27 protein-coding genes and 1 pseudogene are annotated in these 26,662 nt (G+C 49.0%); 12 read left to right on the plus strand and 16 right to left on the minus strand.

Annotation, left to right across the window (positions count from 1 at the left end; genetic code table 11):
* Nucleotides 1–380: 380 nt before the first annotated feature.
* Nucleotides 381–1,946 (minus strand): sugar porter family MFS transporter, encoded by a 1,566-nt coding sequence (locus CBE68_RS06295; RefSeq protein ID WP_087505224.1) that lies wholly within the window; start codon nucleotides 1,944–1,946, stop codon nucleotides 381–383.
* 186 nt (nucleotides 1,947–2,132) lie between these two features.
* Here CBE68_RS06295 and CBE68_RS06300 point away from each other — a divergent pair, with 186 nt between their 5' ends.
* Nucleotides 2,133–2,573, plus strand: a complete 441-nt coding sequence (locus CBE68_RS06300; protein WP_087505225.1) for a DUF3859 domain-containing protein — start codon at nucleotides 2,133–2,135, stop codon at nucleotides 2,571–2,573.
* A 126-nt stretch (nucleotides 2,574–2,699) separates the two neighbouring features.
* Here CBE68_RS06300 and gloA read toward each other — a convergent pair whose 3' ends face one another.
* A complete protein-coding gene (gene gloA / locus CBE68_RS06305) occupies nucleotides 2,700–3,107 on the minus strand; it encodes a lactoylglutathione lyase (protein ID WP_229744681.1) in 408 nt (135 codons plus the stop codon).
* Between the two features lie 214 nt (nucleotides 3,108–3,321).
* Here gloA and CBE68_RS06310 point away from each other — a divergent pair, with 214 nt between their 5' ends.
* Nucleotides 3,322–4,371: a phosphotransferase gene (locus CBE68_RS06310; RefSeq protein WP_087505227.1), complete on the plus strand. Its 1,050-nt coding sequence runs from the start codon at nucleotides 3,322–3,324 to the stop codon at nucleotides 4,369–4,371.
* Nucleotides 4,368–5,297 carry a 3'(2'),5'-bisphosphate nucleotidase CysQ family protein gene (locus CBE68_RS06315; RefSeq protein WP_087505228.1) on the plus strand — a complete coding sequence of 310 codons (930 nt, stop codon included), beginning with the start codon at nucleotides 4,368–4,370 and terminating at the stop codon, nucleotides 5,295–5,297. Before CBE68_RS06310 ends, CBE68_RS06315 begins: the two co-directional genes overlap by 4 nt.
* On the opposite strand, the gene CBE68_RS06320 is transcribed toward CBE68_RS06315, so the two are convergent.
* From CBE68_RS06320 to CBE68_RS06330, 3 genes are all read right to left on the minus strand, one after another.
* Nucleotides 5,283–5,573: a carboxymuconolactone decarboxylase family protein gene (locus CBE68_RS06320; protein WP_087505229.1), complete on the minus strand. Its 291-nt coding sequence runs from the start codon at nucleotides 5,571–5,573 to the stop codon at nucleotides 5,283–5,285. The two genes, CBE68_RS06315 and CBE68_RS06320, sit on opposite strands and share 15 nt — an antisense overlap.
* 44 nt (nucleotides 5,574–5,617) lie before the next feature.
* Nucleotides 5,618–5,992: a hypothetical protein gene (locus CBE68_RS06325; RefSeq protein ID WP_143824500.1), complete on the minus strand. Its 375-nt coding sequence runs from the start codon at nucleotides 5,990–5,992 to the stop codon at nucleotides 5,618–5,620.
* 112 nt (nucleotides 5,993–6,104) lie between these two features.
* Nucleotides 6,105–6,815 carry a DUF4386 domain-containing protein gene (locus tag CBE68_RS06330; protein ID WP_158100512.1) on the minus strand — a complete coding sequence of 237 codons (711 nt, stop codon included), beginning with the start codon at nucleotides 6,813–6,815 and terminating at the stop codon, nucleotides 6,105–6,107.
* Nucleotides 6,816–7,108: 293 nt separating this feature from the next.
* On the opposite strand from CBE68_RS06330, the gene CBE68_RS06335 reads away from it, so the two are divergent.
* Entirely contained in the window at nucleotides 7,109–8,197 is a 1,089-nt protein-coding gene (locus tag CBE68_RS06335) for a helix-turn-helix domain-containing protein (RefSeq protein ID WP_229744676.1), read from the plus strand.
* A 314-nt stretch (nucleotides 8,198–8,511) separates the two neighbouring features.
* Nucleotides 8,512–10,860, plus strand: coding sequence for an alkaline phosphatase D family protein (locus CBE68_RS06340; RefSeq protein WP_087505233.1), 2,349 nt, complete (start codon nucleotides 8,512–8,514; stop codon nucleotides 10,858–10,860).
* Nucleotides 10,861–10,908: 48 nt separating this feature from the next.
* Here CBE68_RS06340 and CBE68_RS06345 read toward each other — a convergent pair whose 3' ends face one another.
* Together CBE68_RS06345 and CBE68_RS06350 are read right to left on the minus strand one after the other, a co-directional pair.
* Nucleotides 10,909–12,387 (minus strand): AraC family transcriptional regulator, encoded by a 1,479-nt coding sequence (locus CBE68_RS06345; RefSeq protein WP_158100513.1) that lies wholly within the window; start codon nucleotides 12,385–12,387, stop codon nucleotides 10,909–10,911.
* Nucleotides 12,388–12,431: 44 nt separating this feature from the next.
* Nucleotides 12,432–12,680: pseudogene (locus tag CBE68_RS06350) on the minus strand (endonuclease III); the annotation flags it as partial.
* A 396-nt stretch (nucleotides 12,681–13,076) separates the two neighbouring features.
* Here CBE68_RS06350 and CBE68_RS06360 point away from each other — a divergent pair.
* Complete coding sequence (locus CBE68_RS06360) at nucleotides 13,077–13,709, plus strand: PEP-CTERM sorting domain-containing protein (RefSeq protein ID WP_087505236.1); 633 nt, start codon at nucleotides 13,077–13,079, stop codon at nucleotides 13,707–13,709.
* Between the two features lie 134 nt (nucleotides 13,710–13,843).
* Here the strand turns inward: CBE68_RS06360 and nth are convergent, their stop codons facing one another.
* Genes nth through rsxA form a run of 7 tightly spaced genes read right to left on the minus strand, consistent with a single transcriptional unit; the run spans nucleotide 13,844 to nucleotide 20,183 of the window.
* The gene (gene nth, locus CBE68_RS06365) at nucleotides 13,844–14,476 is read right to left on the minus strand and encodes an endonuclease III (RefSeq protein WP_087505237.1); all 633 of its coding nucleotides are present in this window, start codon (nucleotides 14,474–14,476) and stop codon (nucleotides 13,844–13,846) included.
* 27 nt (nucleotides 14,477–14,503) lie between these two features.
* Nucleotides 14,504–15,205 (minus strand): electron transport complex subunit E, encoded by a 702-nt coding sequence (locus tag CBE68_RS06370; protein ID WP_087505238.1) that lies wholly within the window; start codon nucleotides 15,203–15,205, stop codon nucleotides 14,504–14,506.
* A gap of 3 nt (nucleotides 15,206–15,208) precedes the next feature.
* Complete coding sequence (gene rsxG / locus CBE68_RS06375; RefSeq protein WP_087505239.1) at nucleotides 15,209–15,838, minus strand: electron transport complex subunit RsxG; 630 nt, start codon at nucleotides 15,836–15,838, stop codon at nucleotides 15,209–15,211.
* Nucleotides 15,835–16,887, minus strand: a complete 1,053-nt coding sequence (gene rsxD, locus CBE68_RS06380) for an electron transport complex subunit RsxD (RefSeq protein ID WP_087505240.1) — start codon at nucleotides 16,885–16,887, stop codon at nucleotides 15,835–15,837. Before rsxD ends, rsxG begins: the two co-directional genes overlap by 4 nt.
* Nucleotides 16,884–19,043 carry an electron transport complex subunit RsxC gene (rsxC, locus tag CBE68_RS06385; RefSeq protein WP_158100514.1) on the minus strand — a complete coding sequence of 720 codons (2,160 nt, stop codon included), beginning with the start codon at nucleotides 19,041–19,043 and terminating at the stop codon, nucleotides 16,884–16,886. Before rsxC ends, rsxD begins: the two co-directional genes overlap by 4 nt.
* Nucleotides 19,036–19,602, minus strand: a complete 567-nt coding sequence (gene rsxB, locus CBE68_RS06390) for an electron transport complex subunit RsxB (protein WP_087505242.1) — start codon at nucleotides 19,600–19,602, stop codon at nucleotides 19,036–19,038. The genes rsxC and rsxB overlap by 8 nt, the downstream gene beginning before the upstream one ends.
* On the minus strand, nucleotides 19,602–20,183 hold the full coding sequence (gene rsxA / locus CBE68_RS06395; RefSeq protein WP_087505243.1) for an electron transport complex subunit RsxA: 582 nt from the start codon (nucleotides 20,181–20,183) through the stop codon (nucleotides 19,602–19,604). The genes rsxB and rsxA overlap by 1 nt, the downstream gene beginning before the upstream one ends.
* 149 nt (nucleotides 20,184–20,332) lie before the next feature.
* Here rsxA and CBE68_RS06400 point away from each other — a divergent pair, with 149 nt between their 5' ends.
* Nucleotides 20,333–21,211, plus strand: coding sequence for a DMT family transporter (locus tag CBE68_RS06400; RefSeq protein WP_229744675.1), 879 nt, complete (start codon nucleotides 20,333–20,335; stop codon nucleotides 21,209–21,211).
* A gap of 44 nt (nucleotides 21,212–21,255) precedes the next feature.
* On the opposite strand, the gene waaA is transcribed toward CBE68_RS06400, so the two are convergent.
* Nucleotides 21,256–22,545 (minus strand): lipid IV(A) 3-deoxy-D-manno-octulosonic acid transferase, encoded by a 1,290-nt coding sequence (waaA, locus tag CBE68_RS06405; RefSeq protein ID WP_087505244.1) that lies wholly within the window; start codon nucleotides 22,543–22,545, stop codon nucleotides 21,256–21,258.
* A 108-nt stretch (nucleotides 22,546–22,653) separates the two neighbouring features.
* On the opposite strand from waaA, the gene CBE68_RS06410 reads away from it, so the two are divergent.
* Both CBE68_RS06410 and CBE68_RS06415 read left to right on the plus strand, forming a co-directional pair.
* Entirely contained in the window at nucleotides 22,654–23,700 is a 1,047-nt protein-coding gene (locus tag CBE68_RS06410; protein ID WP_087505245.1) for a glycosyltransferase family 9 protein, read from the plus strand.
* Nucleotides 23,678–24,799 carry a glycosyltransferase family 4 protein gene (locus CBE68_RS06415; protein ID WP_229744674.1) on the plus strand — a complete coding sequence of 374 codons (1,122 nt, stop codon included), beginning with the start codon at nucleotides 23,678–23,680 and terminating at the stop codon, nucleotides 24,797–24,799. The genes CBE68_RS06410 and CBE68_RS06415 overlap by 23 nt, the downstream gene beginning before the upstream one ends.
* A gap of 141 nt (nucleotides 24,800–24,940) precedes the next feature.
* Here the strand turns inward: CBE68_RS06415 and CBE68_RS06420 are convergent, their stop codons facing one another.
* On the minus strand, nucleotides 24,941–25,243 hold the full coding sequence (locus CBE68_RS06420) for a helix-turn-helix transcriptional regulator (RefSeq protein ID WP_087505246.1): 303 nt from the start codon (nucleotides 25,241–25,243) through the stop codon (nucleotides 24,941–24,943).
* 149 nt (nucleotides 25,244–25,392) lie between these two features.
* On the opposite strand from CBE68_RS06420, the gene CBE68_RS06425 reads away from it, so the two are divergent.
* Genes CBE68_RS06425 through CBE68_RS06435 form a run of 3 tightly spaced genes read left to right on the plus strand, consistent with a single transcriptional unit; the run spans nucleotide 25,393 to nucleotide 26,662 of the window.
* Nucleotides 25,393–25,863 carry a Rap1a/Tai family immunity protein gene (locus CBE68_RS06425; RefSeq protein WP_087505247.1) on the plus strand — a complete coding sequence of 157 codons (471 nt, stop codon included), beginning with the start codon at nucleotides 25,393–25,395 and terminating at the stop codon, nucleotides 25,861–25,863.
* 17 nt (nucleotides 25,864–25,880) lie between these two features.
* The gene (locus CBE68_RS06430) at nucleotides 25,881–26,384 is read left to right on the plus strand and encodes a Na+/H+ antiporter subunit E (protein ID WP_087505248.1); all 504 of its coding nucleotides are present in this window, start codon (nucleotides 25,881–25,883) and stop codon (nucleotides 26,382–26,384) included.
* A gap of 2 nt (nucleotides 26,385–26,386) precedes the next feature.
* Nucleotides 26,387–26,662 carry a monovalent cation/H+ antiporter complex subunit F gene (locus CBE68_RS06435; RefSeq protein ID WP_229744680.1) on the plus strand — a complete coding sequence of 92 codons (276 nt, stop codon included), beginning with the start codon at nucleotides 26,387–26,389 and terminating at the stop codon, nucleotides 26,660–26,662.

Genomic DNA, 26,662 nt, shown 5'->3' on the forward strand with positions numbered 1-26,662 from the left:
CTTTTTTTGTCTGCACATCACTCAAAGTGTTCGCTGGTTTTGAAGCGAGGTTGAATTGTGGCGTCGTTTGTTACCCGACACTGAAATCAATCCGTCGTACTTCCCAAAGCCTCAATGCTAGAGCTTTTGTAAACAAGTACTCGGACGCTGCTCTCTCATCGATATCACTGCGTCATACTCCCGTAAGGAAGCACTGTTTAGTTTACCCGTGTTGAAGTATTGAATTGAGGGCTTCTGACGGTAGTTCTGGTGTTTGTTCGTGAATTCGCTGGGCAGGACAGGAGTGACGTACAGGTTAGTGCGATGAGAGTAGGAGCCTGAGCAACCGGCTGCCTCCATACGTCATTGGCGGCAGCCGGAGAGATAGAAATTAAGACCGGTTACTTGGCTGAAGCAGCAAACTGGTCTTCTAATTGTTCAAGTGAACGACCTTTGGTTTCTGGCAATAACCAAGCCACCAAGATAAATCCAGCCGCACCGAAGCTACCATAGATAAGAAAGGTCATCGCCGTGCCAAGGTTAAGCAGCTCCCAAGGGAATACTAGCTGGACGGTGAAGCTAACTGCGGCATTAATAAATGACACCGCAGAGATGGCAATACCACGGATATGATTAGGGAAGATCTCAGAGAGCAAGATCCACATCACCGGGCCCAGTGAAATAGCAAATGAGGCGACGAAACCTAGAATGCCAAATAGCACTAAAGTGGTATTCATTGTGACTGCAGCTTGTAGCAAAGCACCTTCATGGGCTCGGGCAGACGCAGTGCCCAGGGTTGCTTCTAGAGCTTGCTTGAACGAGACATCATCAGTAAACAGCTGACCAACAATCGGTTGCAGCAGACTAATATTAATGCTGTCTTGCAGCGGCTGAATACTGGCTATAGTCAGTTGGTACGTCGCTTCACTAAAGCCCCAAGCGCAAGCTCCCATGCTCACCATTACGCCAACCAAACCTGCCAGCAACACAGGTTTGCGGCCGAGTTTATCAACCAATGCCATGGCGATAAGGGTAAACACCACATTGATAATGCCAACCCAAATGGCCTGTGCAAATGCGGCATCAGTGCCGACACCGCTTTGTTCAAAAATACTCGGCGCATAAAAGTAAATGGCATTTACTCCGGTTGCTTGTTGAGCAATACCGACGATTACGCCGACAACAAGCGCTAGTCGGACTCGCTTATCAAGTAGGAATTTAAGTCGTGTTGTAAACGATTCTTGCGAGTGATCGGCGCCGTGTTGAATCTCTTTGAGTTGCTGATCGATTTGATCGGCCGAGACCAGTTCGCCCAGCACTTCTTTAGCTTCTGCTAATCGATTTTTCACCACCAACCAACGAGGGCTTTCAGGGATGGTAAACAGCAACAAGAAATAGCATAGCGCGGGAAGTGTTTCGATTCCTAACATCCAACGCCAGGTGTTATCGTCGATCCCCAGCCAATTAACCCATCCGGCATCTGAGCCACTCATGCGCAGGATTAGAAAGTTGGAGAAGTAGGCAGCTGAAAAGCCAACCACAATATTGAGCTGGTTGATTGCCACTAAACGTCCGCGCAAGTGAGCTGGCGAAATTTCAGCAATGTAGACTGGTGCCAGAACCAAGCTGGCAAAAGCGAGGCCGCCAATAAACCGGGCTGATATCAGCATGTAGTAACTGGTGGCAAACGCCGATGCTGCGGCCGATAGCAAATATAAAAAAGCAATCGCCAATAGGACTTTTTTACGCCCAATTTGATCACTGAGCGGCCCCGCTGCGAGGCTCGCGAGTACCGCGCCAAGAGTCGGAGAGCTGACGACAAAACCCTGTTGCCATTCGTTTAAGCCAAATTCAGATATCGTAAAACCAACCACACCAGAAATAACCGAAGCGTCAAAGCCGAAAATAAAGCCACCGAGCGATACGATGATCGCTAAGCGTATGCTGGTAAAAGTTGTTTGCGGCATAAGTTGTTGGCTCAAAAAAGGAGATAATAGTTACTAGGGTATTTTAGTGGTAGCGGTAACACAATCTGGCATTGGTTTAAGGTCGATCTGATTCACAACTTAGTTTGGCTTTGATGTTGGATTGTTGATTACGCCACTTTCGAGATAAAATCTGCGGCCAATATTATTGTCACTAGGCTGTCGACCATGGCGAAACAAAAGTTCAGCGCACAGATTATCAGTGCTGGTATCTACGATGGCTTTGACGCCAACAGTAAAGCATTGCCGAAGATCAAGTCATTTACCCGTCATGTCGTCGCTGAACTCGATCTTGAGTTTGGTTTGATCGTCAATATTAAAAGAGCCAAAGGGCAACAAATTCACTGGTGCATTGAACATCCTAATCTGGTTGATGATGAGGGATTGGTGATGGCACCGTTTGAAGGTGATGAATATGTCGCTGACAATGATTGGAACTTTTATTTAGGCGACTGCATTTGGGCGCCGGTTGACAATAAAGGCGGTGACTGGCGAATGACGATCGAACTAGCTGACCAACTCATTGTTGATGAAACGTTTGATGTGGAAGTCGATGAGTATCAAGTACTCAATGACGATAGCTTTTGGCTGGGGAGACGCAAAAAGTAATACGCGAGCTATGTCTTGTGGCAGCAGTATCAAAACTCTTTTTTGCTACAGGGCATCATGACAATGACATGCGAACATAAAAAAGCGCCAATTGGCGCTTTTTTTATGTCGCGTTAGAGCGAACAATCAACCGAGTCCTTTGGTCATGTTTTTGTTCTGAATAAGCTCGAGTTTGTAACCGTCAGGGTCTTCAACAAAGGCGATCTCAGTGGTGCCGCCTTTTACCGGCCCTGGCTCGCGAGTAATGGTGCCGCCTGCTGCGCGAATGGCATCACATGTTGCGTATACATCATCGACACCAATGGCAATATGGCCAAATGCATTGCCATGATCGTAGCTCTCTGTGCCCCAGTTGTAGGTCAGCTCAATGACGGCGCCTTCGCTCTCGTCACCATAGCCAACAAAGGCTAAGGTGTACTCATACTGTTTGTTTTCATTGGTACGAAGCAGTGTCATACCCATTACCTGAGTGTAAAAATCAATGGCGCGTTGTAAATCGCCGACGCGGATCATGGTGTGTAGTACTCGCACAATGGCTCCTTAAACTAAGTCGATAAGGTGAGAATTATAATTCTGAAGGCGGTTAAACGGAGACCACCAAAGTGGCATCATTATCTATGGATGTGTTTGACCTGACAACCACAGATAATTCGCTTCCTCGATTGGTACCATATCGGCACAAAGTCTGCCTTCGATGCGGCAGATAAGTATAATCTATCAGCTCAAATCTTAGCTAAAGTCACCACCCATGCAGTTAACGCCGTTACAACAAGACGCCATTTGTCGGACAACTCAGTGCCAGCGAATCGAACAATCCGAGATCATCCAATCATTGTGGGCGGGGCAAGGGGCGTTAGCGCGATTGACTCTGCGGTGCGACGATGGCGTTAAGCAAAGCAGCCAAACGCTGGTGGTTAAACAGATCCGTTTCCAGTCGTCAGGCGAACATCCGAGGGGCTGGAATACTCAGCGTTCTCAGCAGCGCAAACGTCAATCCTATGAGGTAGAGCTGCATTGGTATCGGCATTTTGAAACACTGACGCAGCAGGCCGCGCGAATACCAAAAATGCTCTACTCGGAGTTAACAGAAACGGGTGCTTTGTTGGTGATGGAAGATCTCGCGGTCGACTTCCCGATACGCTTCACCGGTGGCAAAAACGATCGTCCTAATCAGTGCCAAATCGAAGCTTGTATTCGCTGGTTAGCAGCATTTCATGCCCTGTTTGTTAATTGCCCGGTGCACGAAGACATCGGCGATAAAGTCAGCCAATTGTGGCAATGCGGCGGCTATTGGCACCTTGATACCCGCCCTGATGAATGGCAAGCCATGGCGGATGGCCAGTTAAAACAAGCGGCAGTGGGGCTGGATTTGCAGTTGCGACAAAACCGTTATCAGACTTTGATCCATGGTGATGCCAAGCTGGCTAACTTTTGTTTTAAGCAGTTGGGAAATGGGGCTGCAGCAGTTGACTTTCAGTATGTTGGTCAAGGGCTAGGGGTGCAAGATTTAATGCTGTTGCTTAGCAGTGTCATGCCAGATCGCCGGTTGCTGACTGAGGCTGACGATTGGGTCGACTATTACTTCCAGCAGTTGAAAGCTGAGTTAACCACCAGGCGACCCGAAGTGGATGGCGATGATGTTATCCGCCAATGGCGATCAATGTACGCTGTCGCTTGGGCTGATTTTCATCGCTTTCTAGCTGGTTGGAGTCCCGGCCATTGGAAAATTGGCGAATACTGCCGCCAGCAAACTCAACTAGCGTTAACGTCGGTCAATTGGAGCACAAATCAGATATGACTCCTAAACAGCTTGAGCGACTGATGGCATTAGCCACAGAGGCGGCTTATCAAGCGGGTCGTTACATTGCTAATACTGATCGTTCAACCATTGAAATCAATATGAAAGCGGACGGTTACAGTGCCGCCTCTCAAGTCGTGACGCAAGTTGACTTGGCCTGTGAGGCCATGATTCGTCGCGTGCTTGAGCCTTCAATGGTGGCGTTTGATATCGCTTTTCTTGGCGAGGAAAGTGCCTCAGAGTGGCCTCTTGCTCAACATCCGCGACTAAGCAAGGCATATTTTTGGTGTGTCGATCCGCTTGATGGCACTTTGCCCTTTACTGAAAACTTACCTGGATATGCGGTGTCGATTGCGCTGGTTAATCGCGATGGTGAACCGCTAGTTGGGGTGGTGTACGATCCAGTCAATGACCTACTGTATCAAGGCTTGTTGCCCTTGCCGGCCAGTGGCAACAAACCGTCCTTGCTAAAACAACAGCAACCGTGGCGACTCATTAACGATGACCGCCAGAAGCCATTGGCTTTGTTTGTCGATCGCAGTTTTGCAGCTCATGCTGAATTTCCTGCCGTTGTTGCAGCCATGACAATGATGGCCAACGACATGGGCTATGCGGGTATTACGTGCCACTACCAAGCCGGTTCAGTGATGAGTGCGGTACAAATGCTAGAGCAAGCGCCTGCATGCTACGTAAAATTCCCTAAACCCGAGCCCGGAGGCGGCAGTTTGTGGGATGTTGCGGCCACCGCAGCGCTAGCCTGTGCTGGTGGCGCTTGGGTTTCCGATATGGATGGCCAGCCACTGCAACTCAATGCCTCCGATACCTTGCTAATGAATCGTCGCGGCGTTTTGTATGCCAGCAATGAAGCGATAGCGCAGCAGGTCATGCTGGTTTATCAGCAACACCGTCAATCAGCGGCCAAATGACTCAAGGTCAATGTTGTAGTCTGCGATTACTTGCTGCATTTGCAGTTTCTTTTGGCCGGCGGCGACTGCCATTACCTTGGCTGTGACATCCTCGATCTCGCCTTTGCTAATGCCTGCTTTTTTGGCTTGTCCTAAATAGTAGTTCGTGCAGGGAGAGCAATTCATCGCCATCGCGGCAGCAAGTCCAACAAGCAGTTCTGTTTTGCTATCTAAATGTTCATTGTTGTGCGTCGAGTGATAGAACTCTTGATAAGGTTTTTGGTGTTTTCCGAGCATAAAATGGATCCATTAATCGCTTCTGTAACTGTCAGTCTTTCCATTTATATATCTTGGCTAGTTCGTCTTGCTCTGGCCATAGTGGCTAAGAAACCTATGAATACTAGGGCTAATGCGACGCTGAACCAGAACATAAATACACGAGGGTTGTCATCCACGACCCAATCACCAAGCCCAAGGATGGCAAACATTGCTGTCGGTGTCGCTAAAACTAGAGCTGCATATATACCCCGTTTTAAAGAGGTTTTCGCTAGCGCGAAGCTAGAACTAAAGGTATAACTGGCGGCACCTGCCGCCGTGCAGCACAGCCAGAATGTGTCGGCGACAAACATGCTGCCGAGCAACATAGCGTAGAACGCTAGGCCGATGATAAATTGGCCAATGTAGACGAACGTCTCTTTGACTGGGTGAATTTGCATGTTAGCCATCCATAGCTTTTTTGTTGGTCTCGCATTTATCGAGATCTTGGCAACACGATAACTGCATCAGCTCGGTGTTTCAAATCATGTAGTTGTGGCTGTCAGTTCGTGTCTACTGTGCTGTGGTATTTGCAGCCGCTGTATTAATCCCTTTGGTCATCAGCCAGATGCCTACGCCAAGTTCAAACAAGGCTCCGGGGAACAGCACAAACATCACCTCTCGAGGCAGATCGGCAATCAATAGCTTTGCCAGTGGATACAACACCAAGCTGCTATAGGTGATCATGCCCCACACCGCCCAAGCTCTCGGGATGTAGCGTGTTTTGAAGAACAGATAAAAGGTAATAATCCCAGCCAAACCCATGGCTATCCAACTGTATTCATAGGCGGGTACTCGCAAGCTGGATATTGCAACAACTATGGCGTGTAACTGTTCTTGGTCGAAAAACTTCAAAAAATACGCCTTTGTCGACAGGGCTAACATGGTCATGCTAACAACAACAGCAAGTCCTCCAGTGATGATTTCAATTAGTCGCAGACATAACGCAGTTTGTGCCATTGGTTTGTTAACTGGTTTCAACACAATGTAGAAACACACGGATGCCATCACGACGCCAAGGAACATGACTATTTCTGCTGCAATTCCTAATCGAAAATGCATTTCGTTTTGAAAAATTGCGCTCGATTGAGTGCTGGTGAAATCAACGAGTTTGGTGTTTAAGGCAAAGTTCAGTATTAAGCCTGCGACGGTAAAAACGACGTAAGAAAGACCCGCTAATCTGGCGAAGAAGTGTTGGCTATTTGCGGCAGTATTGGTGTTCATCATAGTTCTCTAATGCTTTTGCTATTGGTAGGGTTGATGACAAAACTGCCTATTTATGAGTGGGTTGTCGTTCGGATGGGCCTATCAGTCCGCATTTTTATCAGTTTTTTTCTTTTTTGAGCGCTGTGCTGATTGCATCGGTGATGCTAAGTCCGTCAGTCGCTCTAGTGTTTTTCAATGCTGTGGCTGATGTTTACGATTAGCGATACAATTCGGTGTTCTCGCCACTTGGTATCTGTGCTCAGTAAATGGTCAATCTGTTTTCGACAGTTTTATATTCCTGCATGATCGGCATGACGCTCATCGCCTTGCTTGATGTGTTTAAACGGCCCAAAGAACGGCAGAATATTTTCCTTGGTGGTTTACTCGTTTTATTGCTGATTCATTTAGCTGGCGAGCTGTTTATTTACACCGGTGCTTATGTTCATGCGCCATCGTTGGCAGGAGCACAATTGCCCTTCAGGGCATTGCTGGGGCCGGCGCTGTATTTTTACGCCCACGCGGCAATGTCAAGCGACAAAGCGATCGGTAAAAAGCTCTGGTTGACCGCTCTATCTGGGCCACTATTGGTGGTCGCTGCCATGCTGCCTTTCATTGTGATGATTAGTCCCGCAGAGAAATTGGCATTGGCCAATCCGGCCACCAGAGATCCTCAGCTCTGGCAGATCGCGATATCAACGTGCCTCTTCGCTACTTGTATCTTTATCTTTTATACCGCGTTATTCCTCATGATGGCGTTAAAGCTTCATCACTCCCATCGCCAGCAGTTAATGGAACGTTTTTCTGACATTCAGCAGCGCTCGTTAGATTGGCTGCGGCCCATTTTGTATTTGTGGGGCGCAGTATGGTTGATGTTCGCTATTGAGTTCTCGCTCAATGCGTTGGGCTGGCGTTGGTTTGGCTCCGGTACTTTGTTGCCTGTGCTTGAAGCCATTGCGCTCGCTGTATTCATTCAAAGCGCATTAAACCAAAAATTCATCAAGCGCTCTGAAAGGGGGCAACCTCGAGCGAAGAAGGCAAGAGAAGCATTGCTGAGTTCGGAGAAGATGCAACAGGTGGCGGCAAAGCTAGAAAGAGCGATGCTGGAGGATAAGTTATTCTTGCAAGAGAATATTTCATTGAACAAATTGTCCGAAGCGGTGGCTGAAACAGAGAACCATATTTCAGAAACGCTGTCGCAATTTTTGCACACCAATTTCTTTCAATTTATCAATTCATTCCGTGTTGAAGCAGCGAAGGAAGCGCTACAAGACAAGGACAAGTTGATCACTAGCGTTGCCTATGAGGTCGGCTTCAACTCGAAATCGACTTTCAACACCGCGTTTAAGAAGTACACAGGCTACAGCCCATCTGCCTATCGAAATCAACTCCAGCAAAATTAATCTTGGCATGGTTCGTTGACCAATAGCCTTTGGTCAACAGGCCGTCAGTTGCACCTAAATGCTCTGACAACCGGCAATCATAGTTTTAATTCGCTCACGCAGTGATCATCAAAAATGGACCAAAACCATAAATGGCGCTTTGACAGTTGTAATTTAGAGCAACAAAAGTAGTTTTTTAAAGTCGCCAAACACCCTCAAACGGTAGCTTCACGCTATCGAAAAAATAGAGCGCGTAACCAAACCTTCAGGTCACAACAGTATTAGTGAATGAAGTCGTTGTTGCGTGCTTACCTTAACCATTGAGGAATAGCCGAATGACCGCAAATTTATCTCGTCGAGATGCTCTGAAGCTAGCTGTCGCAGGGGTTGTGGCAACCAGCGTTGGTTGCACTTCAAACTCTGCAAGCTTATCAGCTAAGTCGGTAGCAAAACCTAGTCAACCTATGCTCGATAAATGGGCTAATACCTACGATAGAACTTGGATTGGTGGTGAGTACTGGGCCAATCCAATGGAAGATTGGCATGTTGAAAATGGTGGTGTTGAATGCAAAAGCAATGACGGCAACCGCAGTGTTCATTCGTTAACACATCGGTTGACAGATGCCTCGCAAGCGTTCGAGGTTAGTGTTGTGGTGCAGCAACTTGCTGTTAACCGCAATGATGGTGGTGCCGGTCTGCGCCTAGGTATCAATAACGAAATTGACGAGTACAGAAGCAGTTGTTTTGTCCAGCGCGGCCTTGATATAGGCATCATTGAGGGCCAGCTCTTCGTTGCTGGCAAGACCGTTTCCCTCAATCAGAAGGTCAACAAACAACCGATCAAATTACAGGTTCAGGCAACGCCACAGTATGGCGCGGTGCTGCTTGATGTCAGTGCCAGTCTGGCAACGACAAGTAAGCCACTTGGCCAATTAAGTCACTTGGTTCCCGCTAATGAAGTGCTCGGAAATGTCGCAATCGTTAGTAATTTTAATTTGCGCTCTAAAGCCGACCAGCGCGGTGGCCTGTACCGATTTACCGATTGGACGCTGTCAGGTAATGCGTTTGATTTTAATCCTGATCGCAAGTTTGGTCCCGTCCTTTGGACCATGTATACCCTTAGCGACTCCAGAACGAGTGATGGCTTCGTCATGAAGATGAGTGTGTTCACCGGGCCAATGGGCTATCAGGACAACCATGATGTTGAACTGCAGGTGAAACGCGATAATCAGTGGCAAACGCTGGGACAAGCCAAGTTAGATCCTGATGCATGGGTAGCAGCTTTTCGGATCCCACATTGGCCGGAGAAGTTAGCACAGCAGTTTCGGGTCCGGTACGTTGAAAAACATCGTGATGGCAGCACCACGCAAGACAGTTATAGCGGCTTGATTAAAGCAAATCCAACAGGGCGACCGTTAAGAATGGCAGCAATGACTTGTCAGAACGATTACAGCTTCCCTTATGCGCCGGTCGCAGAAAATGTGAAAAAGCTAGAGCCAGATTTGTTGTTGTTTTCGGGCGACCAAATATACGAAAGTCACGGTGGTTTTGGCATTATCAGAGAGCCATTTGAACCGGCAATTCATAACTATTTGCGCAAGTTTTATCAATTTGGCTGGGCATTTCGAGAGGTGATGCGAGATGCGCCAACCTTGTCATTACCTGATGATCACGATGTCATGCAGGGCAACTTGTGGGGTAAAGGCGGCATGGCGAAAGAGCTGCCTGAACTTGACCCCACCGCATCCTATATGGGGGGATACATCGGCTCCGTACGGTTTGTCAATGCGGTCCATAAAACCTGTATCAGTCATCACCCTGATGCGTATGATCCGACGCCGAACTCAACGGGGATCAGTTGTTACTATGGTGACATGGTGTATGGCAATGTTGGCTTTGCGATTTTGGCTGATCGGCAATGGAAGTCTGGCCCTGAACAGGCGGGAGTTGTTGTCGGGAAAACCGGCACTGATGAAGATCCAAACCTCATTAACCCGAAAATTAATCCGCCAAACCCTCAGTTGCTGGGGCAGCGTCAGGAGCAATTCCTTGCCCAGTGGGCTCAGGATTGGCGCGGTCATCAATTAAAAGCAGTGATTAGCCAAACCGTATTTGCCGGAATTTCGACACATCAACCTTCACCGCAGCGTTATCTAAAGTATGACTTTGACAGCAATGGCTGGCCGGGGCCAGCAAGGGACAAAGCGGTTGCTGTCATGCGAGAAACCAAGGCACTCCACATTTGTGGTGATACCCACCTGACATCATTGGCTCAATACGGTGTCAAAGAGCAGCGCGATAGTAATTGGTCGTTTTGTACGCCAGCGATATCTGCCGGTTGGCCCCGCTGGTGGTTACCAGACCAAGTGGGGATCCCACACCAAAACAGGCCGCAACATGGCTTGTCGCAAACTGGCGAGTTTATCGATGCGTTTGGTAATAAAATGTACGTCTATGCGGTGGGCGTGCCAGAAGTTGGCCAGTCGAAGAATCGCTATGTGAAAGCACATGAAAAGGGCAGTGGCTTTGGTTTTATCATCTTTGATACCCAGCAGAAAACCTACGATGTTTACGCTTATCGGTATTTAATCGATGTCGCCGATGGTAATCGCAGCAATCTGTTTGATGGTTGGCCAGTGACCATTCATCAAGATGAAAACATAGGCCTGAATCGGTTGAGTTAACGTGGCCATGCGCTAGTGTTCGTTTCATCGCAGGCTAGGTGAGTGAACCTAGTCGGATTTTGCCTGGGCTTGGTATTGTTTTGGGGTCAAGCCGGTGTGCTTTTTAAACACAGTAGCAAAATAGTTGGGATTGCTGAATCCAACGTCATAGGCCGTTTGGGTAACGGTCGATGTCAACAGCAGACTCTGGGACTTTTTGATTCGCACTTCAGCTAAATATTGATTGATGGTTTGCTGAGTTGATTTCTTAAATGTTGCCATGAGATACGAGCGGCTAACATTGAGCGATTCAGCGATGGAGCTAATGGATAGTTCCTTGTGATAGTGTGCAAGGATATGCTTCTTGGTGCTATCAACAAGTGGGTTGGTCAGTTCAGTCGCTTGATGTTCACGATGGTAAGCGGCTAACTGGCAGGCCTGTTCGTTTAGGATGAAGAATAACTGGTCTGCCGACATGCTGTCGTCGACTTGCTGTCCTTTTTGCTCGAGAGCTGAAAGCAAGGTCGCATCACCGTGGTGTAGAATTGCGCTGTCGTACATGAGAAACAATATTTCTCGAATACGAGCTTTCAATATATCTAGTTGCTCGTTGGCAAAGTCATTCAACTCTCGCTGCAGTTTTTCACACGTCTGTGGGATCAGCCCTAAACTCGCCGTTTTGATTTGTTCGAGCAACTCCGCTTGCAGGCGGAAGGGGTAATTTTCATTAATCTGTTCGGGATATAAGTCGACCATCGATAATGTGTTGCCCGATGATGCAAACTGCGCGCTCGCCAGTCTCGACTCGTGGTTATAGTTTCGCTGCAATTGGTCATTGGTTTTTTGAATATCTGAGAATACTGCCCAAGCCCAGATCAGAGCCGTCAAGCTAGTACCGACGTAATACACAGCCCATGCTTTAAACACGATCCCTAAACAGATGAAAAAACAAAAGTTAAGGGCACCAATGATGTAAATATTCGCCTTACTGGCTTTCTTGTTGTTTGCCAGCAAGTGCAGGCATGGCAACACAAGTATTGCCATGATCAACGCGACGTGGCTGTAGTAAACGTGTTCTGCTGTAAGCCCGAGTTGCTGCCAGTTATAAACAGGGGCGATGTCAAAGTAGGTCTTGGGGTAGGTCAACTCAAAAGTCAGCAGATGAAACGTTGCCCAAGCAACTCCCAAGCAATAAGGCAGCAGATGCTTCCAGCGGCCCAGCGATACGCCAGACTGAATGTAAAGCGCTTGAGTCAATGCTGGCACGCCAACAGCGAACAGCAAAAAATTGCCACTCAGGTGAAAGATGATTTTACCGTTGTCGAACGGCAGCATACTGACAACGGGAACAGACAAGTAAACGATGAGTGTGCCAATAAATGCACTGTAATAGGGGTATGACCTGCCAATGCGCTCTCTGACCAAGGTGAAATAAACCTGCACCATTGTGAAAATCACGGCGGCGGAGAAAGTCACAACACCGACAGAGAACATGTGCCAGCTTAGTTGCATCGAATTACTCAAAACAGTGTCGGCAGACGCAATCATTGACGCCATACCGAAGTGAAACAATCAGAAACTCAGAGCAAGATTCAATCGATCTCAACCTTCTCTTTGTACTCGCACAAGTCTTCGATGATGCAGCTTCCACATCTGGGCTTTCTAGCAATGCAGGTGTAGCGGCCGTGCAGAATAAGCCAGTGATGGACATCGACTTTAAACTCCGCAGGTACCACCTTCAGTAGCTTTTGCTCAACTTGGTCGACGTTTTTGCCCATGGCAAATTTGGTACGGTTAGAGACGCGGTAGATATGGGTATCCACTGCAATGGTCGGCCAGCCGCAAGATAATGAAGGTAGATATCCGTTAACTTCGGAATTGTGTCAATAATTGCCGATCAGTTAACTGCAAGTCAAGGGCAGTAGATGTGCGTAAAGCGGTCCTTCGCCATGATTGCTTTGACGGAGCACTAAACAGGAGGAGCCCCCTTGATGAGTAGTTCGTTACTCTGAACTCAAATGGCGCTTTCGCCACACGACAACCTATCAATACCTCTTGAACGCTTTTTAAAAAATTGAACTTTGCTGTTCACACAATAAAATGTGTCAGTTTTTTTTGCATTATGTGTTTCTGTCTTTGTTTTTATCAATTTAAACAGTGCTTTAGTGATGGTGTGTTTTTTGCTTATCTTCAAGGGAAATTGAAACATATGCTGGCTAAAGGGCACTAAAATTAATATGAGTAAACAAGCGATAACGAAGGCGTTAAGGGTTTTATTGAGCTTTTCGGTCATGTTTTTTGGCTCTGCGCAAGCGAGTTTGATAACTACAACTGAATCGGGAACTGATGGCATTATAGAAATATCAGAGTCAATTGCTTGGGTTCTTTCTTCTGGCTCAAATGGTGTAGAAACCTCTAATTACGGTATTGCCTTTAGAGGTCACGATAGTGTTTCAGAGCTTGATACTCTCTCCTTTCTAAGTGGAAGCGTTACATTGACCATAAATGGTATTAGCTCTTCCTTGAGTGGAAATGGTTATGTTTCAGTTCTGGGGGCGGGCAACTATGCGGGAAATGACATTAACGAGAACGACTCTTTCATATATTTTCAATTTCCCTCTATTTTTGCCGCTAAAGCAGGTGACCTAGTAACTCTAAGTGCTGGAGAAATCAGATTCGCTGGACAAGGTGCTGAGGTAATAACTAGTCAAGCGAACTTCGTAGGTGAAATTTTTCTGATATCAAACTTCCCTTCGGAAGGTACAAAGATAGGTCAATCTGTCAAAGTTGGGACTGAAGTGCCAGAGCCTGGCTCATTACTTATTATGGCGTTGGGGCTAGTTGGTTTAGCGTATAGACGTCGTATGTGATTCAGGGCGGCGATAAAATCAAAATTCATTAATTTTGAACGAGATATCGCCGCTGCTCGAGCCTCTTCAAGTCAACAAAAGGGCATTACAAATGTCATTGAAGGTAACAACAGAGCTCCTTTCGTGGCAAGCAGCTATTCAACTTTATCCTTAAACTCGCACAAGTCTTCGATAATGCAGCTTCCACATCTGGGCTTTCTGGCAACGCAGGTGTAGCGGCCGTGCAGAATAAGCCAGTGATGGACGTCGACTTTAAATTCCGCAGGTACCACCTTCAGCAGCTTCTGCTCGACTTGGTCGACGTTTTTGCCCATGGCAAATTTGGTGCGGTTCGAGACACGGTAGATATGGGTATCCACTGCAATGGTCGGCCAGCCAAAGGCGGTGTTTAACACCACATTGGCTGTTTTTCTGCCTACGCCGGGCAGGGCTTCCAGTGCTTCGCGATTTTCTGGCACTTCGCCGTTATGCTTGTCTAACAGCATGCGGCAAGCTTTGATGACGTTTTCGGCTTTGGTGTTAAACAGGCCGATAGTTTTGATGTATTCCTTCAGCCCCTCGACACCCAAATCCCAAATCGCTTGTGGCGTGTTAGCAACTGGAAAGAGCTTATCGGTGGCTTTATTGACGCCAACGTCTGTGGCTTGTGCTGACAGGGTAACAGCCACTAACAACTCAAATGGCGTGGAAAAGTTTAGTTCAGTGGTCGGCTCGGGGTTGTCGGCCCGCAACCGCTCGAGTATCTCGCGGCGTTTTTCTTTATTCATGATAATTGGTCGTCGCTATTGTCGCGGTTATTCTGCAGAGCCGCTAACGCGCGCTCGCTCTATCTTGGCCGCTGGCTGGCTCTTCTTGGCGCGCTCTTGGGCGGCGCTATCAATGATGTTTTTCAGCGCAATGAGAAAGCCCATCACCAAGAATGCACCGGGTGGCAGCAAGGCAATCAAAAACTCATTGTCATAAGCGAACAATTCAATAGTCCAGCTTGCTGCAACAGGTCCGAATAGGGAGTCAGAGCCACTGAGTAGGGTACCTTGACCGAGCAGCTCGCGAATGGCGCCAATGGTAACGAGGACCAAGGTGAACCCTAATCCCATCATGAAGCCATCAACAGCAGCTGGTACAACAGGGTTTTTCGAGGCAAATGCTTCCGCGCGGCCAATAATGGCGCAGTTGGTGACAATAAGCGGAATGAAAATACCCAACGCCAAATACAGATCATAGGTATATGCATTCATTAGTAGCTGAATGGCAGTAACAAACGCGGCGATGATCATGACAAACACTGGAATGCGGATTTCTTTCGGAATCCATTGACGAACAAGCGATACAGTGACGTTCGAGCCCAGTAGCACCAAGGTGGTGGCGATGCCCAAGCCTAAGCCATTGATTACCGTTGAAGAGACTGCCAGCAAAGGACACAGACCAAGCAGTTGGACCATTGCAGGATTGTTTTTCCATAGCCCTTGCCAACTGATTTCTGCTAATTGTTTCATCGCTTAGCCCTCACAGTTTGGTTGTTGTGACAATAGTCGAGCCGAGTTGGCTTGGTAATACAGCACCGCGTTTTTCACCGCGGCAACAACTGCCCGCGGGGTAATGGTCGCACCAGTGAATTGGTCGAAGTGACCGCCGTCTTTGCGAACTGCCCAATTGGGATCTTTGCGGCCGGCAACGGTTTTACCGATGAAACTATCGATCCAATCACTTTTTCGGCGCTCAATTTTATCGCCAAGACCTGGCGTTTCTTTGTGTTGCAGGACACGCACGCCCAGCACTTCGCCTGCGGTATTGATGCCTACGATGAGTTCAATACGGCCGGTGTAACCATTCGGCGCTGTGGCTTCGATAGCAATGGCCGTCGGGGCACCATTAATGGTTGCCAAGTAAGCATGGTGTGGTGTTGCAGTGCCCAGTAAATGCTCATCTTCAACGGTAAAACAATGTTGCGCCAAGTTGTTATCATGCAGTGTTTCGGGGATGACCTGATTGAGCACTTTGAATTTGTTGTTCAGTTCGGCCTGAGCGATATCATCGGCGGTTAAAACAAAGGTTCCAGCCACTAAACCGGTACAGATGAGAGCAAACAAGGTCAACACGATACCGTTGTGAGAAATCGGATTCATCAGCTTGCCTCCTTGTGACCATAGGTGCGAGGTTTGCTGTAATGGTCAATCAGTACCACGCACATGTTGGCTAACAGAACCGCAAAAGCGACGCCATCGGGGTAGCCACCCCAAGTTCGAATGACATACACCAACGCTCCAATCAAGGCGCCAAAGATCCAACGCCCACGAACTGTCGTGCAAGCAGACACCGGATCGGTGGCAATAAAAAATGCGCCAAGCATGGTTGCGCCGCTAAACAAGTGAAGCATCGGTGACGCGGTGCCATCTGGTTGCAGAGCAAAACCGATGGCAGAACAAACAAACAAGCTGATTAACATTCCGCCAGGAATTGCCCAGGTAATGACTCGACGGTAAACGAGATACAAACCACCTGCCAAAAAGGCTAGATTAAGCCACTCCCAACCGGCACCGGCGAAGCTACCAAATACCGGTTTGACCATGCTCTCGTCCAAGGTTAGGCCTTGATGCAAATCGGTTTTGACGGTATCGAGTGGTGTTGCTGCAGCAATACCATCAATGGTCATACGAACTTGCTGCAAGCTAAATCCGTCGGCACTGAAGCCAGTGAACACGAGCTGCAAACTGTCCCATAGTCCTAGCTGGTGGTGAGCTAAGGCGCCAACTGGCTGCCAGCTTGTCATCGCTACAGGAAATGAAATCAGCAGCAACACATAACCGGCCATTGCTGGGTTAAACAAGTTGTTGCCAATGCCTCCATACAAGTGCTTAACCACCGCGATGGCAAACACTGCGGCAATGACCGTCATCCACCAAGGTAGGAAAGGGGGAACAGCAATGCCAAGCAATACGCCTGTTAGCAGTGCACTGTTATCGGCAGTAACACGCAGTGCAGGGCGATTACGCATAATCATAATGGCTGCTTCAGTAAGCCAACATGTGCCTGCCGCCAACGCGATCTGAATCAAGTTGCCGTAGCCAAAAAAGTAGGCCTGTACCAAGATGCCAGGGATACAGCAGAGGATAACCATGCGCATTAGATCATGGGTTTTCAGCGATTGTCGGGTAAACGGGGAACTCAACAAATTCATTGCTCGGAATCGTCCTGTGCTGCTTGTTGGGCGCGCTTGGCTTTCGCTTTGGCGACCGCTTGAGCGATGCGCGCCGCTTTATCTTGTGCTGGCTCTGCAGCGCCTGTCGGTTGTGGCTTCTGATCGGTATCCGTTGCCTGTTGTGCTTGACGCTTGGCTTTGGCGCGAGCCACAGCTGCCGCGACTCGGGCGGCCTTATCATCCGCTGCGGGCGGCTGCTCGGATGACGCAGTTACGGCTGGCTTAGCATCACTGTGTTGGGCTGCATCTCGTTTGGCTTTCGCTCGGGCTACGGCCGCAGCAACGCGCGCAGCTTTGTCGTCAGCGGCATTGCTATCTGCTTTTGGCTGTTGTGCTTCCGGCTCGTTACTACTCGCTTGAGCCTGTCGTTTGGCCTTTGCTCTGGCGACAGCAGCAGCGACTGCGGCAGACTTGTCGCTAGTGCCATCGCTGCTCGATGAACTACTTTGCTTTTGCGCCTTTTTAGCGCGCGCTTCAGCTTTGCGCGCTTCTCGCATTGCCGCGATATCACTATTATCGGGGACCGTTTGACCTTGTTCATCAACCATGGTTTTTTGTGGTTGCTGGCTGGCCTTTTTGGCCTTGGCTCGAGCGAGCGCAGCAGCAACGGCAGCCGATTGCTTGGCAGAGCTCTCGGCGCTTGACTTGTCACTAGCAGATGACTGCTTGTCAGCCATTGCTTTTAGACGCGCTTCCGCTGCTTTTTTGTGTTTTTCGGCCCGCGCTTGTTTTTCTTGCTCTAAGCGCTCGTTTCTGGCCTCAAAGCGCTGCTTGGCACGTTCGGCTTTTAATTGCTCTTGACGGCTAGTGCGGATCATCGCTTTGGCTTGCCGGTATTCAAGTACCAGCGGAATTTCGCTTGGGCATACATAGGCACAAGCGCCGCATTCGATACAGTCGAACAAATTGTGCTCGTTCAGTTTGTCTTGATCTTCGGCCAACGCATACCAATGCAATTGCTGGGGCAGCAAATTCGCTGGGCAGGCTTCGGCGCAAGCGCCGCAACGGATGCAAGGCATCTGCTGGTCGGGCGATGGCAATTCATCCTGACTGGGAATGATCAAGCAGTTAGTCGTTTTTATCACCGGAGCTTCTGCGTGCGGCAGTTGATAACCCATCATGGGGCCGCCAACAATCACAGGATCGAGCTCATCAAGGCCATGGTGATGCAATAAGTCGTTGATTGGCGTACCCAGCAGTACCCAATGGTTTGCTGGCTTCAGCACTCGGTTACCAGTGATAGTCACCACTCGGCTGATCAATGGCTCGTCTTGATACACGGCTCTCGATACGGCATAGGCCGTACCTACGTTGTGGACGACGATACCGAGGTCGGCGGGGATACCATTGCTTGGCACTTCCTCACCGGTAATGATTTGAATCAGCTGCCGTTCGCCGCCTGACGGATATTTGGCCGGAATGCTCCGCACCCGAATATGTTCGAGATTGGCACTGGCTTGTTCCATTGCCTCAATGGCTTTGGGCTTGTCAGCCTCAATGGCGATCACCACCACGGGGTTGCTCAACAAGCGCACCATTAACTCGATGCCCGCCACAATCTCATCGGCATGGGCTTGCATCAGGGTATCATCAGCGCTGATATAGGGCTCACACTCGGCGCCATTGATCAGCAGCAATTGAATAGGATTGACTGGCGTTAGTTTGATTTCAGTAGGAAACCCTGCGCCGCCCATTCCCGATATGCCGGCATAACGAATTAGCTGCAGCAGGTCGTTATCCGATAGTGAACTGGCATCGCTAACAGGCTTGCGTTCGCACCATGTGTCTTGACCATCGGTTCGAATGGTTAGTGATACTTCATTGAGACCGGATGGGTGATTGGACGGTGACTGGCCAATGGCTTCAACGATACCTGAAGTAGGGGCATGCACCGGGACTGCCATGCCATGGGTTGGCTCGGTCAGTAACTGGCCTTTCAGAACTTGATCGCCAGCCTTGACAATTAGGTTGCCCGATTGGCCGATGTGTTGGCGAATCGGTACATGCACCAACGGCGGGATCCAGGCAGAGTGGATCGGCAACTGGCGACTTTGCTCTTTGCGGTACTCAGGAAATACGCCGCCAGCGTAATCCCATAGTTTGTCAGTGGTAAGTAGCTGTTTTACATCAATCATTGGCATCGACCACTGTTACCGGAATAGCTTGCATTTGCCATTGCCAAGTTTGAACCGTTGGTTGTACGGCAAGCATATCAATGCAATCAACCGGGCATGGCGCGACACACAAGTCACAGCCGGTGCACTCGTCGGCAATGACGGTATGCATTTGCCGAGTCGCACCAACGATGGCATCGACCGGGCAGGCTTGAATACACTTGGTACAGCCAATGCATTCATCCTCACGGATATAGGCAACGCGTTTGATATCCGGACCGTCGTGAGCATCATTGAGAGGCTTCACTTCACGACCCAGCAAGTCAGCAAGTTTTTTAATGGTGGCATCGCCACCTGGCGGACATTTGTTGATGTCATCGCCATCAGCAATTGCTTTAGCATAGGGTTTACAACCCGGGTAGCCACATTGTCCACATTGGGTCTGAGGTAGGATCTGGTCAATCTGCTCAACAATTGGATCTTCATCGACTTTGAAGCGGATCGACGCGTAGCCGAGAGCGAGGCCGAATATAAGCGCCAACGACCCCAGTGCTATGAGGGCAAACATAAGCGTCGTCATTAGATTTTCACCAAGCCGGTAAAGCCCATGAATGCAAGGCTCATGAGGCCAGCAGTGATCATGGCTATCGCCGTTCCCTTAAATGGCACCGGCACATCGGCGGCTGCAATCCGTTCACGCAATGAGGCAAATAAAACCAGCACTAAAGAAAACCCTGCGGCGGCCCCAAAGCCATAGAGTAAGGATTCTACGAAGCTGTGTTGCTCATTAATGTTCAACAAGGCAACACCCAAAACGGCGCAGTTGGTAGTGATCAGTGGCAAGAATATACCGAGCAACCGGTATAGCGATGGACTAGTTTTCTGCACCACCATTTCGGTCACTTGAACAACCACCGCAATGACCAGAATAAATGCCATAGTGCGCAAGTATTCGAGCGACAGTGGAATCAATAAATACTGCTCAACGAGGTAAGAAGAGGCCGAAGCTAGAGTTAACACAAAGGTTGTTGCCAGCGACATACCAATGGCTGTTTCCAGTTTGCTGGACACGCCCATGAATGGGCATAGCCCAAGGAATTTCACTAGCACAAAATTGTTAACCAGTACGGTCGCGATGATCAGTAGCAGGTAATCGCCCATGTTCCCCCAAAGTCAATCCGTTACGGGCTGCAAAACCGGCCCATTATCCTATCTTGTGGAGCTGATAACAACCGAATATCAGCAGGGATTTTGCCTCAAACTAAGATGCTGGTATGGTGGCCGCGTTTTAGCTTTGTTGGCCCCATTGAATGAAAAATATGCACTTACTTCCTCAGCTTGCACTTGTGATTGCTACCATGCTGTGGGGAAGTTCGTTTATCGCCCTTAAAGTGGCTTTTACGGAATACTCCCCAGTTGTGGTTATATTTTTCCGTATGTTGGCAGCCAGTGCCTGTTTTTTACTGATGTGGCGCAAGCTGAGCCACTTTCAATACCAAGCCGGTGATTGGAAATTGTTGGCTCTGATGTCGTTGGCAGAACCTTGTTTGTACTTCGTTTTGGAAGGCATGGCATTGCAATATACGTCAGCATCGCAAGCGGGAATGATCACCTCGTTGTTGCCACCAATGGTAGCGGTTTTGGCGTTTGTCATGTTAGGGGAGCGACTGAATCGAATAGCGGTCAGCGGCTTCGCGGTGGCCTTTGTCGGCGTCGCTTTGCTCAGTACCTTTGCCGAACAAAGCGAGCACGCCAGTAACCCGATGTTGGGCAATGCCCTAGAGTTAGCAGCGATGGCTTGCGCGGCAGTTTATTGTTTGTGTTTGAAAAAGTTATCGCAGCGTTATTCGCCAATTTCACTGACCGCGCTGCAGGCTTTTGCTGGCAGCATATTCTTTCTTCCACTAGCGCTTTATTCCGGCATTCCGCCGCTTGAGTTGGGGACTGCCATGTGGGCCACTTTGTATTTGGGCGTTGGTGTGACTTTAGGAGCCTATTTACTTTACAACACCGCAATTGCCCATATTGAACTCAACCGGGCGGCGGCATTTACCAACTTGATCCCGATTTTTACTTTGGTGTTTGCTTACTTGGTGCTTGGTGAAACATTAACTATTCTGCAGCTGGTGGCCTGCGGTTTGATTTTTGCTGGAGTGTTAATCAGTCAACATCGGCCATCGAAGACCTAAGGCCGGAACAAACATGGCAGCCTGTCCGCCACTAGGGCCCATAGCTATTCAGGTAACATCGCTTCGATGGCCTCGATGGTTCGTAGGCAAGCGCCTTGATGGCGCTGTAGCACTTCGTTGGCGGCCTGTGCCATTTTCCCTGCGTAGTTGCTGTCGCTGATTAACTGCTCAATGGCGGTACTGATTTCTCTGGCACTGGTCGCCCACAGCATCCCATCTGCGTCATCAAGCATTTGGTAAACCTCAGTGAAATTAAACACTTGCTTGCCAGATAAAACAGGGCACGCCAATGCTACCGCCTCAAGGGGGTTGTGGCCTCCTCGGGGAATCAAACTGCCGCCGACAAACGCAAAATCAGCCGTTCGGTACATCAACAATAGTTCGCCCATGGTATCACCGAGCAGCACTTGCGCGTTGGCTGAAACATCCGCCGAGCTACGACGCTCAAAACTCAATCCTTGATTGGCAATCAACTTAGCCACTTGCTCAAATCGCTCTGGGTGGCGGGGTACCAAGATCAACAAAGCGTCGGCGTACTGCTGCAGAATTTGCTGATGAGCCTGCAGTAAAACTTCATCCTCACCTTCGTGGGTGCTGCCAGCGATCCATACTGGTCGATCATTGCCGAGTTGTTGCCGAAGTTGGTCACCTCGCTCCAAAATCTGCGCCGAAATATCCATGTCAAACTTTAGATTTCCGGTTAAGTCGAGTTTTGACTCCGCCGCTCCTAACGCCTGAAAGCGCTCGAGGGTGGCTTGGTTTTGGCAACAGATTTTATCGAGCGGCAAAAGTAATTGTTCAGTGGCCGTTTGCCATTTGTTGTAGCGATAAAATGAACGCTCAGATAACCGCGCATTCATCACTAAGGTACGAGTATTGTGGCGCTTCGCTTGGTTTAACAAATTAGGCCATAACTCAGTTTCCATGATGATGGTCATTGCCGCTGGAATTCGCTGATAGAAGCGGCTCATAGCGCAAGGTAAATCGTAGGGCAGATAGCTATGGCTGACTTTGTCGCCGAGGCGTTTTTGAATCTCTTTTGAACCAGTCAGGGTCATACACGTGACATGGACATGATCGGCTGGATACTTTGCCATCCAACGATTGACCAACGGCAGTGCTGCGAGTGTCTCGCCAACCGAAACCAAATGAAAATGGATGATTCTGGGGCTGTTGTTGCCATCATTGTTGGCACTCACCTTATTAACAAAGCCCAAGCGTTCTGACCAACGTCGCCGATGCCCTGAATCTTGTCGAGAGCGCCAGAGCTGACGGCAAAATATCAGCGGAAGGGCGAGGTAAAGTAACAATGAATATGCGAGTCTGAGAATCATGGTGGCAAATATCTGGCTGCGCTGGCGGATCAAATTGGTGATTATCGGGCGTGGATCGTATCATACCCCACTCTAATTGCTTACCTCCTTGTCAGGCGAACGATTTTCATGCAGCGAATTCTTATCGTTAGGCTTAGCGCAATCGGTGATGTCATTATGGCATCAGGCATTGTTCCTGCCCTACGTAGTCGATATCCAAACGCACACATTGCTTGGTTGGCAGAGCCTGCCGCCCAACAAATCTTAAAAGAAACCGATGGCATTGATCAGATCATAGTGTGGCCGCGGCAGCAGTGGCAGGAACTATGGAAAAACAAGCAATACAAACAACTGTGGCAAGCGATCAAGCAATTTCGCCAACAGCTTCAGTCCCACAACTTTGATACCGCGATTGATATCCAAGGGTTGCTTAAAAGCGCCTTTTTGGCGTGGTTGTCAGGTGCCAAGCAACGCTTTGGCTTCATCTCAAAAGAAAAGTCGCATTGGTTTCTTACTGACGCCATTGCAAAGCTAAACAATGATCCGCGTATCAGCTCTGAATATCGGCAGATGGCACGCTATATAGGCGCCAATGACGAGCGCCATTTTCGGATGACCATCGATGTCAAAGGTGCTACCGCTGGTGAAGCGCGATACAAGCTACTGCAAGCCGGCATTAACGGGCCCTTTGGTTTGATGTTGCCTTTTACTACGCGGCCGCAAAAACACTGGTTTGATGAACATTGGCTCAAGTTGGCCGAACTGTTTGCTAAAACCTATCAAATGCCCTTGGTCATGCTAGGCGGCCCTGCTGATAAGGAACATGCTGAGCGCTTGACCCAGGCCTCAAAAAACATCGTCAATCTAGTTGGACAAACGAGCTTGTTGGAAACTGCTGCTATCATCCAGCAAGGCCGCATGGCAATTGGTGTCGACACCGGCTTGACACATTTGTGCATTGCAAAAAAAACGCCGGTAGTGGCACTGTTTGGCTCAACTCGCCCTTATCTCGATACCGGATGGTCGGGAGCAACGGTTATTTATCACGATCTCGAGTGCTCGCCATGCCGACGACGGCCAACCTGTAATGGTGCATTTTCCTGTCTTAAAGATATCTCTGCTGAGGAAGTCATGGCGGTACTGAAAACAATCAATGAGCAACGCCATGGCCACTAAGCCGATTAAAGTGCTTCACATTGAAGCGGGCCGCCATCTATACGGTGGTGCCCAGCAGGTGTTTTATATCATGCGCGCACTTGATCCAAAGCGAGTGCAGTCGTTTCTGGCGTGTCCTCCGGGCTCTGATATTGAACAAGCAGCACAAGACATTGCTACTGTATTGCCGGTCAAAATGGGCGGCGATCTTGATGTTGCAATGACCGGCCGTCTGACCAAAATCATCCGCCAACATGATATCGATTTGGTCCATGTTCATTCTCGCCGTGGTGCCGATTTGTTTGGCCTCTGGGCAGCTAAACGGGCAGGGGTGCCAGCCGTTGTATCGCGGCGAGTCGACAATGCAGAACTAGGTTGGTTTGCCCGCTGGAAGTACCACAACTACGCTCACGTGGTGACAATATCAGAGGGCATACGGCAGGTATTGTTGTCTCAGGGCGTTAAACCCGAGCATGTGACGACGATTCGAAGCGCCGTTGATACTGACAAATTTAAGCCCAACGACGATGCGTCAGCGCAATTGCGTGCGACCTTCGACATCGCTTCCGATCAATTGGTGATTGGGGTCGTGGCGCAGTTGATCGAACGCAAAGGTCATCGCATTTTGTTGCAGGCCTTGCCCTGTATTTTGCAAAAAGTACCCAATCTCAAAGTTGTGTTTTTTGGCAAAGGGCCCGAACAGCAAAACCTTCACGAGCTGATCAATCAGCTCAATCTCACCGAACACGTCATACTCGCAGGTTTCCGTAACGATATGGATGCCTTGCTTCCTGGGCTAGATCTGGTGGTACATCCTGCATTCATGGAAGGCTTAGGCGTAAGCTTGCTGCAAGCAAGTTGTTGCGCGGTTCCTGTGGTCGCTGGCCGGGCAGGCGGAATTCCAGAAGCGGTGCGCGATGAAATTAACGGTACCTTGGTGGAACCCGGCGATGTTTACGGGTTGCGCGATGCCGTGTTGGCTCTGCTGCAGGACGAGCCATTGCGTCAGCAAGTTGGCCAACAAGGCCGACAATTGATGTTAGATGAATTCAGCATTCAAGCTATGGCAGATGCCAATGCCGACTTGTATGAGCGCTTATTAAAACAGGGCTTGAATTAACAGCCATTTGCTCTACTTTGACACGATTGCAAAGCCCGCTCATTGAGCGCAATGCTGATCAGTTAAGGATCGGTTGACCGATCTTCTGAACATAGGACAATCCGGTTTCCCCTTATGGAGCCGGATTTTTTTGATTAGCGATCAGGGCGATTGCATTTTCTGGCTCGTCACCGCCTCAAGTAGCGAACCGATCGAGCAGTCTTTCTCCAGTGGATGGCGCAATGGCTGGTCGGTGTGAATTTGATAGTGGTTTCTGCGCCCTTCGCGATGATGGCTAAGAAATCCCGCCTCCTCAAGCTCGGCGATGATGCGCTGTACAGCACGCTCAGTAATGCCAACATTCGATGCCATGTCGCGCAGTCGCATTTTTGGGTCTAGAGTCAAGCACACCAACACATGCGCATGATTGCTGAGTAATGTCCAGCCTGGTTGATTTTTGTTCATAACAAATTACGGACCGAAAAATCTTGCAAAGTAGAAACTACGCGACTTATGATACATGAAATGTATTTCGTGTATAGAAAGTCATGTAATTATTGTCGCAATATTGACTAACATCAAGTCGAAGGGGTTGGCCCTAAGGGATTAATCGTATGAAGCTGCCTGTACTAAAGATATTCACGTTACTTTTTGCCTTGCCACTGACCAACGTAATGGCTGTTGAACTGCTGACAGCAAAGGAGTTGAGCTCCCATTGCACTCACTATGAGAAAGACAGCAAAAGCCTCGATGGCGAGTTTTGTGCCCGCTACATTCAAGGATTTATTGACGGTGCAGTAGCGACTGATGCTCGCGTCATGATTAATGTTGAACAGCAACTGCAAGACCGCAGTTCTTTTGAACAACGCGCAATGAGTACTCGAGCGCCGAGTCGCGGCGAATATAGCCGAGCAGCTCGTTATGCCGAATTTTGCTTGGGCAATCCGGTGCCATTGAAAGAAGTGGTCACCCATGTCGCCAACGACCTAAAAGCAACTGGTTCAGAGCTGTCACTGACGCTGGCGGCTCGTGATGTGGTCTACAGTTCGCTGAAAGCCCATTACCCCTGTGAAGCTGCTGACTAGCTGAGAAGGTTCCCAACGTGCAAGCAAAATCGAGCGCTCAAACTGCAAAAGCTTTGGCTATTGTGGCCTGGCTAGTGTTACTTGTGATGGTCTGGTTATTGCTCTCGGGCTTGTTCAAGCCGTTGCTAATTGGATTGGGCTTATTCTCGTGCGTCATTACTGTATATGTTGTCAATCGGACTGGCTTTTTTGATCAGCCTTCGCTGCTCAATGCCATGCCGCGTATGCCAAAGTATATGGCCTATCTGTTTGTCGATATTGTTAAGTCGAGTATTGATGTCACCCGTATTGTGCTCAACCCCAAGTTGCCCATCAGCCCAACCGAGATTGAAATGGACGCGGCGCCACAAGGGCATGTTGGCCAGGCGATTCTCGGCAACTCCATCACGCTATCTCCCGGCACTGTGACCATTGATGTTCACCAAGGCAAACTTCGTGTCCATTGCCTTACCCAAGCCGGTGCTGATGAATTACTCAACAGTAAGATTAACCAACGGACTGCCGAGCTTACCGAAAAATGAGTATGTATCTTATCGTTTCACTGGCCATTCTGGTCACTATGGGGCTAGCAATCGTTAGGGCCTTACGGGGGCCTAGCGTTTATGATCGCGTGTTAGCGGTCAATATGTTCGGCACCAAAACCGTGTTGCTACTCTCTGTTGTTGCGTTTCTCTATGGTCGCCCCGACTTTCTCGATTTGGCATTGACCTATGCCTTGATTAATTTTGTCGGCATTCTCGCCGTGCTTGGTTTCTTCCAGAGTCAATCAAGCCGTCGCTCTGACGATACGGAGAAATGA

This window comes from Neiella marina (assembly GCF_002165625.1).
GTDB lineage: Bacteria > Pseudomonadota > Gammaproteobacteria > Enterobacterales > Neiellaceae > Neiella > Neiella marina.

Coding starts and splice junctions, on each gene's coding strand:
- CBE68_RS06325 (WP_143824500.1), bottom strand. CDS start 5,992: ATGCAAATTCACCCAGTCAAAGAGACGTTCGTCTACATTGGCCAATTT.
- CBE68_RS06335 (WP_229744676.1), top strand. CDS start 7,109: ATGACGCTCATCGCCTTGCTTGATGTGTTTAAACGGCCCAAAGAACGG.
- CBE68_RS06370 (WP_087505238.1), bottom strand. CDS start 15,205: ATGAAACAATTAGCAGAAATCAGTTGGCAAGGGCTATGGAAAAACAAT.
- CBE68_RS06410 (WP_087505245.1), top strand. CDS start 22,654: ATGCAGCGAATTCTTATCGTTAGGCTTAGCGCAATCGGTGATGTCATT.
- rsxA (WP_087505243.1), bottom strand. CDS start 20,183: ATGGGCGATTACCTGCTACTGATCATCGCGACCGTACTGGTTAACAAT.
- CBE68_RS06320 (WP_087505229.1), bottom strand. CDS start 5,573: ATGCTCGGAAAACACCAAAAACCTTATCAAGAGTTCTATCACTCGACG.
- CBE68_RS06310 (WP_087505227.1), top strand. CDS start 3,322: ATGCAGTTAACGCCGTTACAACAAGACGCCATTTGTCGGACAACTCAG.
- CBE68_RS06420 (WP_087505246.1), bottom strand. CDS start 25,243: ATGAACAAAAATCAACCAGGCTGGACATTACTCAGCAATCATGCGCAT.
- CBE68_RS06360 (WP_087505236.1), top strand. CDS start 13,077: ATGAGTAAACAAGCGATAACGAAGGCGTTAAGGGTTTTATTGAGCTTT.
- CBE68_RS06415 (WP_229744674.1), top strand. CDS start 23,678: ATGAGCAACGCCATGGCCACTAAGCCGATTAAAGTGCTTCACATTGAA.
- waaA (WP_087505244.1), bottom strand. CDS start 22,545: ATGATTCTCAGACTCGCATATTCATTGTTACTTTACCTCGCCCTTCCG.
- rsxD (WP_087505240.1), bottom strand. CDS start 16,887: ATGAATTTGTTGAGTTCCCCGTTTACCCGACAATCGCTGAAAACCCAT.
- rsxB (WP_087505242.1), bottom strand. CDS start 19,602: ATGACGACGCTTATGTTTGCCCTCATAGCACTGGGGTCGTTGGCGCTT.
- CBE68_RS06400 (WP_229744675.1), top strand. CDS start 20,333: ATGAAAAATATGCACTTACTTCCTCAGCTTGCACTTGTGATTGCTACC.
- CBE68_RS06315 (WP_087505228.1), top strand. CDS start 4,368: ATGACTCCTAAACAGCTTGAGCGACTGATGGCATTAGCCACAGAGGCG.
- CBE68_RS06345 (WP_158100513.1), bottom strand. CDS start 12,387: ATGATTGCGTCTGCCGACACTGTTTTGAGTAATTCGATGCAACTAAGC.
- nth (WP_087505237.1), bottom strand. CDS start 14,476: ATGAATAAAGAAAAACGCCGCGAGATACTCGAGCGGTTGCGGGCCGAC.
- CBE68_RS06435 (WP_229744680.1), top strand. CDS start 26,387: ATGTATCTTATCGTTTCACTGGCCATTCTGGTCACTATGGGGCTAGCA.
- CBE68_RS06340 (WP_087505233.1), top strand. CDS start 8,512: ATGACCGCAAATTTATCTCGTCGAGATGCTCTGAAGCTAGCTGTCGCA.
- CBE68_RS06295 (WP_087505224.1), bottom strand. CDS start 1,946: ATGCCGCAAACAACTTTTACCAGCATACGCTTAGCGATCATCGTATCG.
- CBE68_RS06330 (WP_158100512.1), bottom strand. CDS start 6,815: ATGAACACCAATACTGCCGCAAATAGCCAACACTTCTTCGCCAGATTA.
- rsxC (WP_158100514.1), bottom strand. CDS start 19,043: ATGATTGATGTAAAACAGCTACTTACCACTGACAAACTATGGGATTAC.
- CBE68_RS06425 (WP_087505247.1), top strand. CDS start 25,393: ATGAAGCTGCCTGTACTAAAGATATTCACGTTACTTTTTGCCTTGCCA.
- CBE68_RS06300 (WP_087505225.1), top strand. CDS start 2,133: ATGGCGAAACAAAAGTTCAGCGCACAGATTATCAGTGCTGGTATCTAC.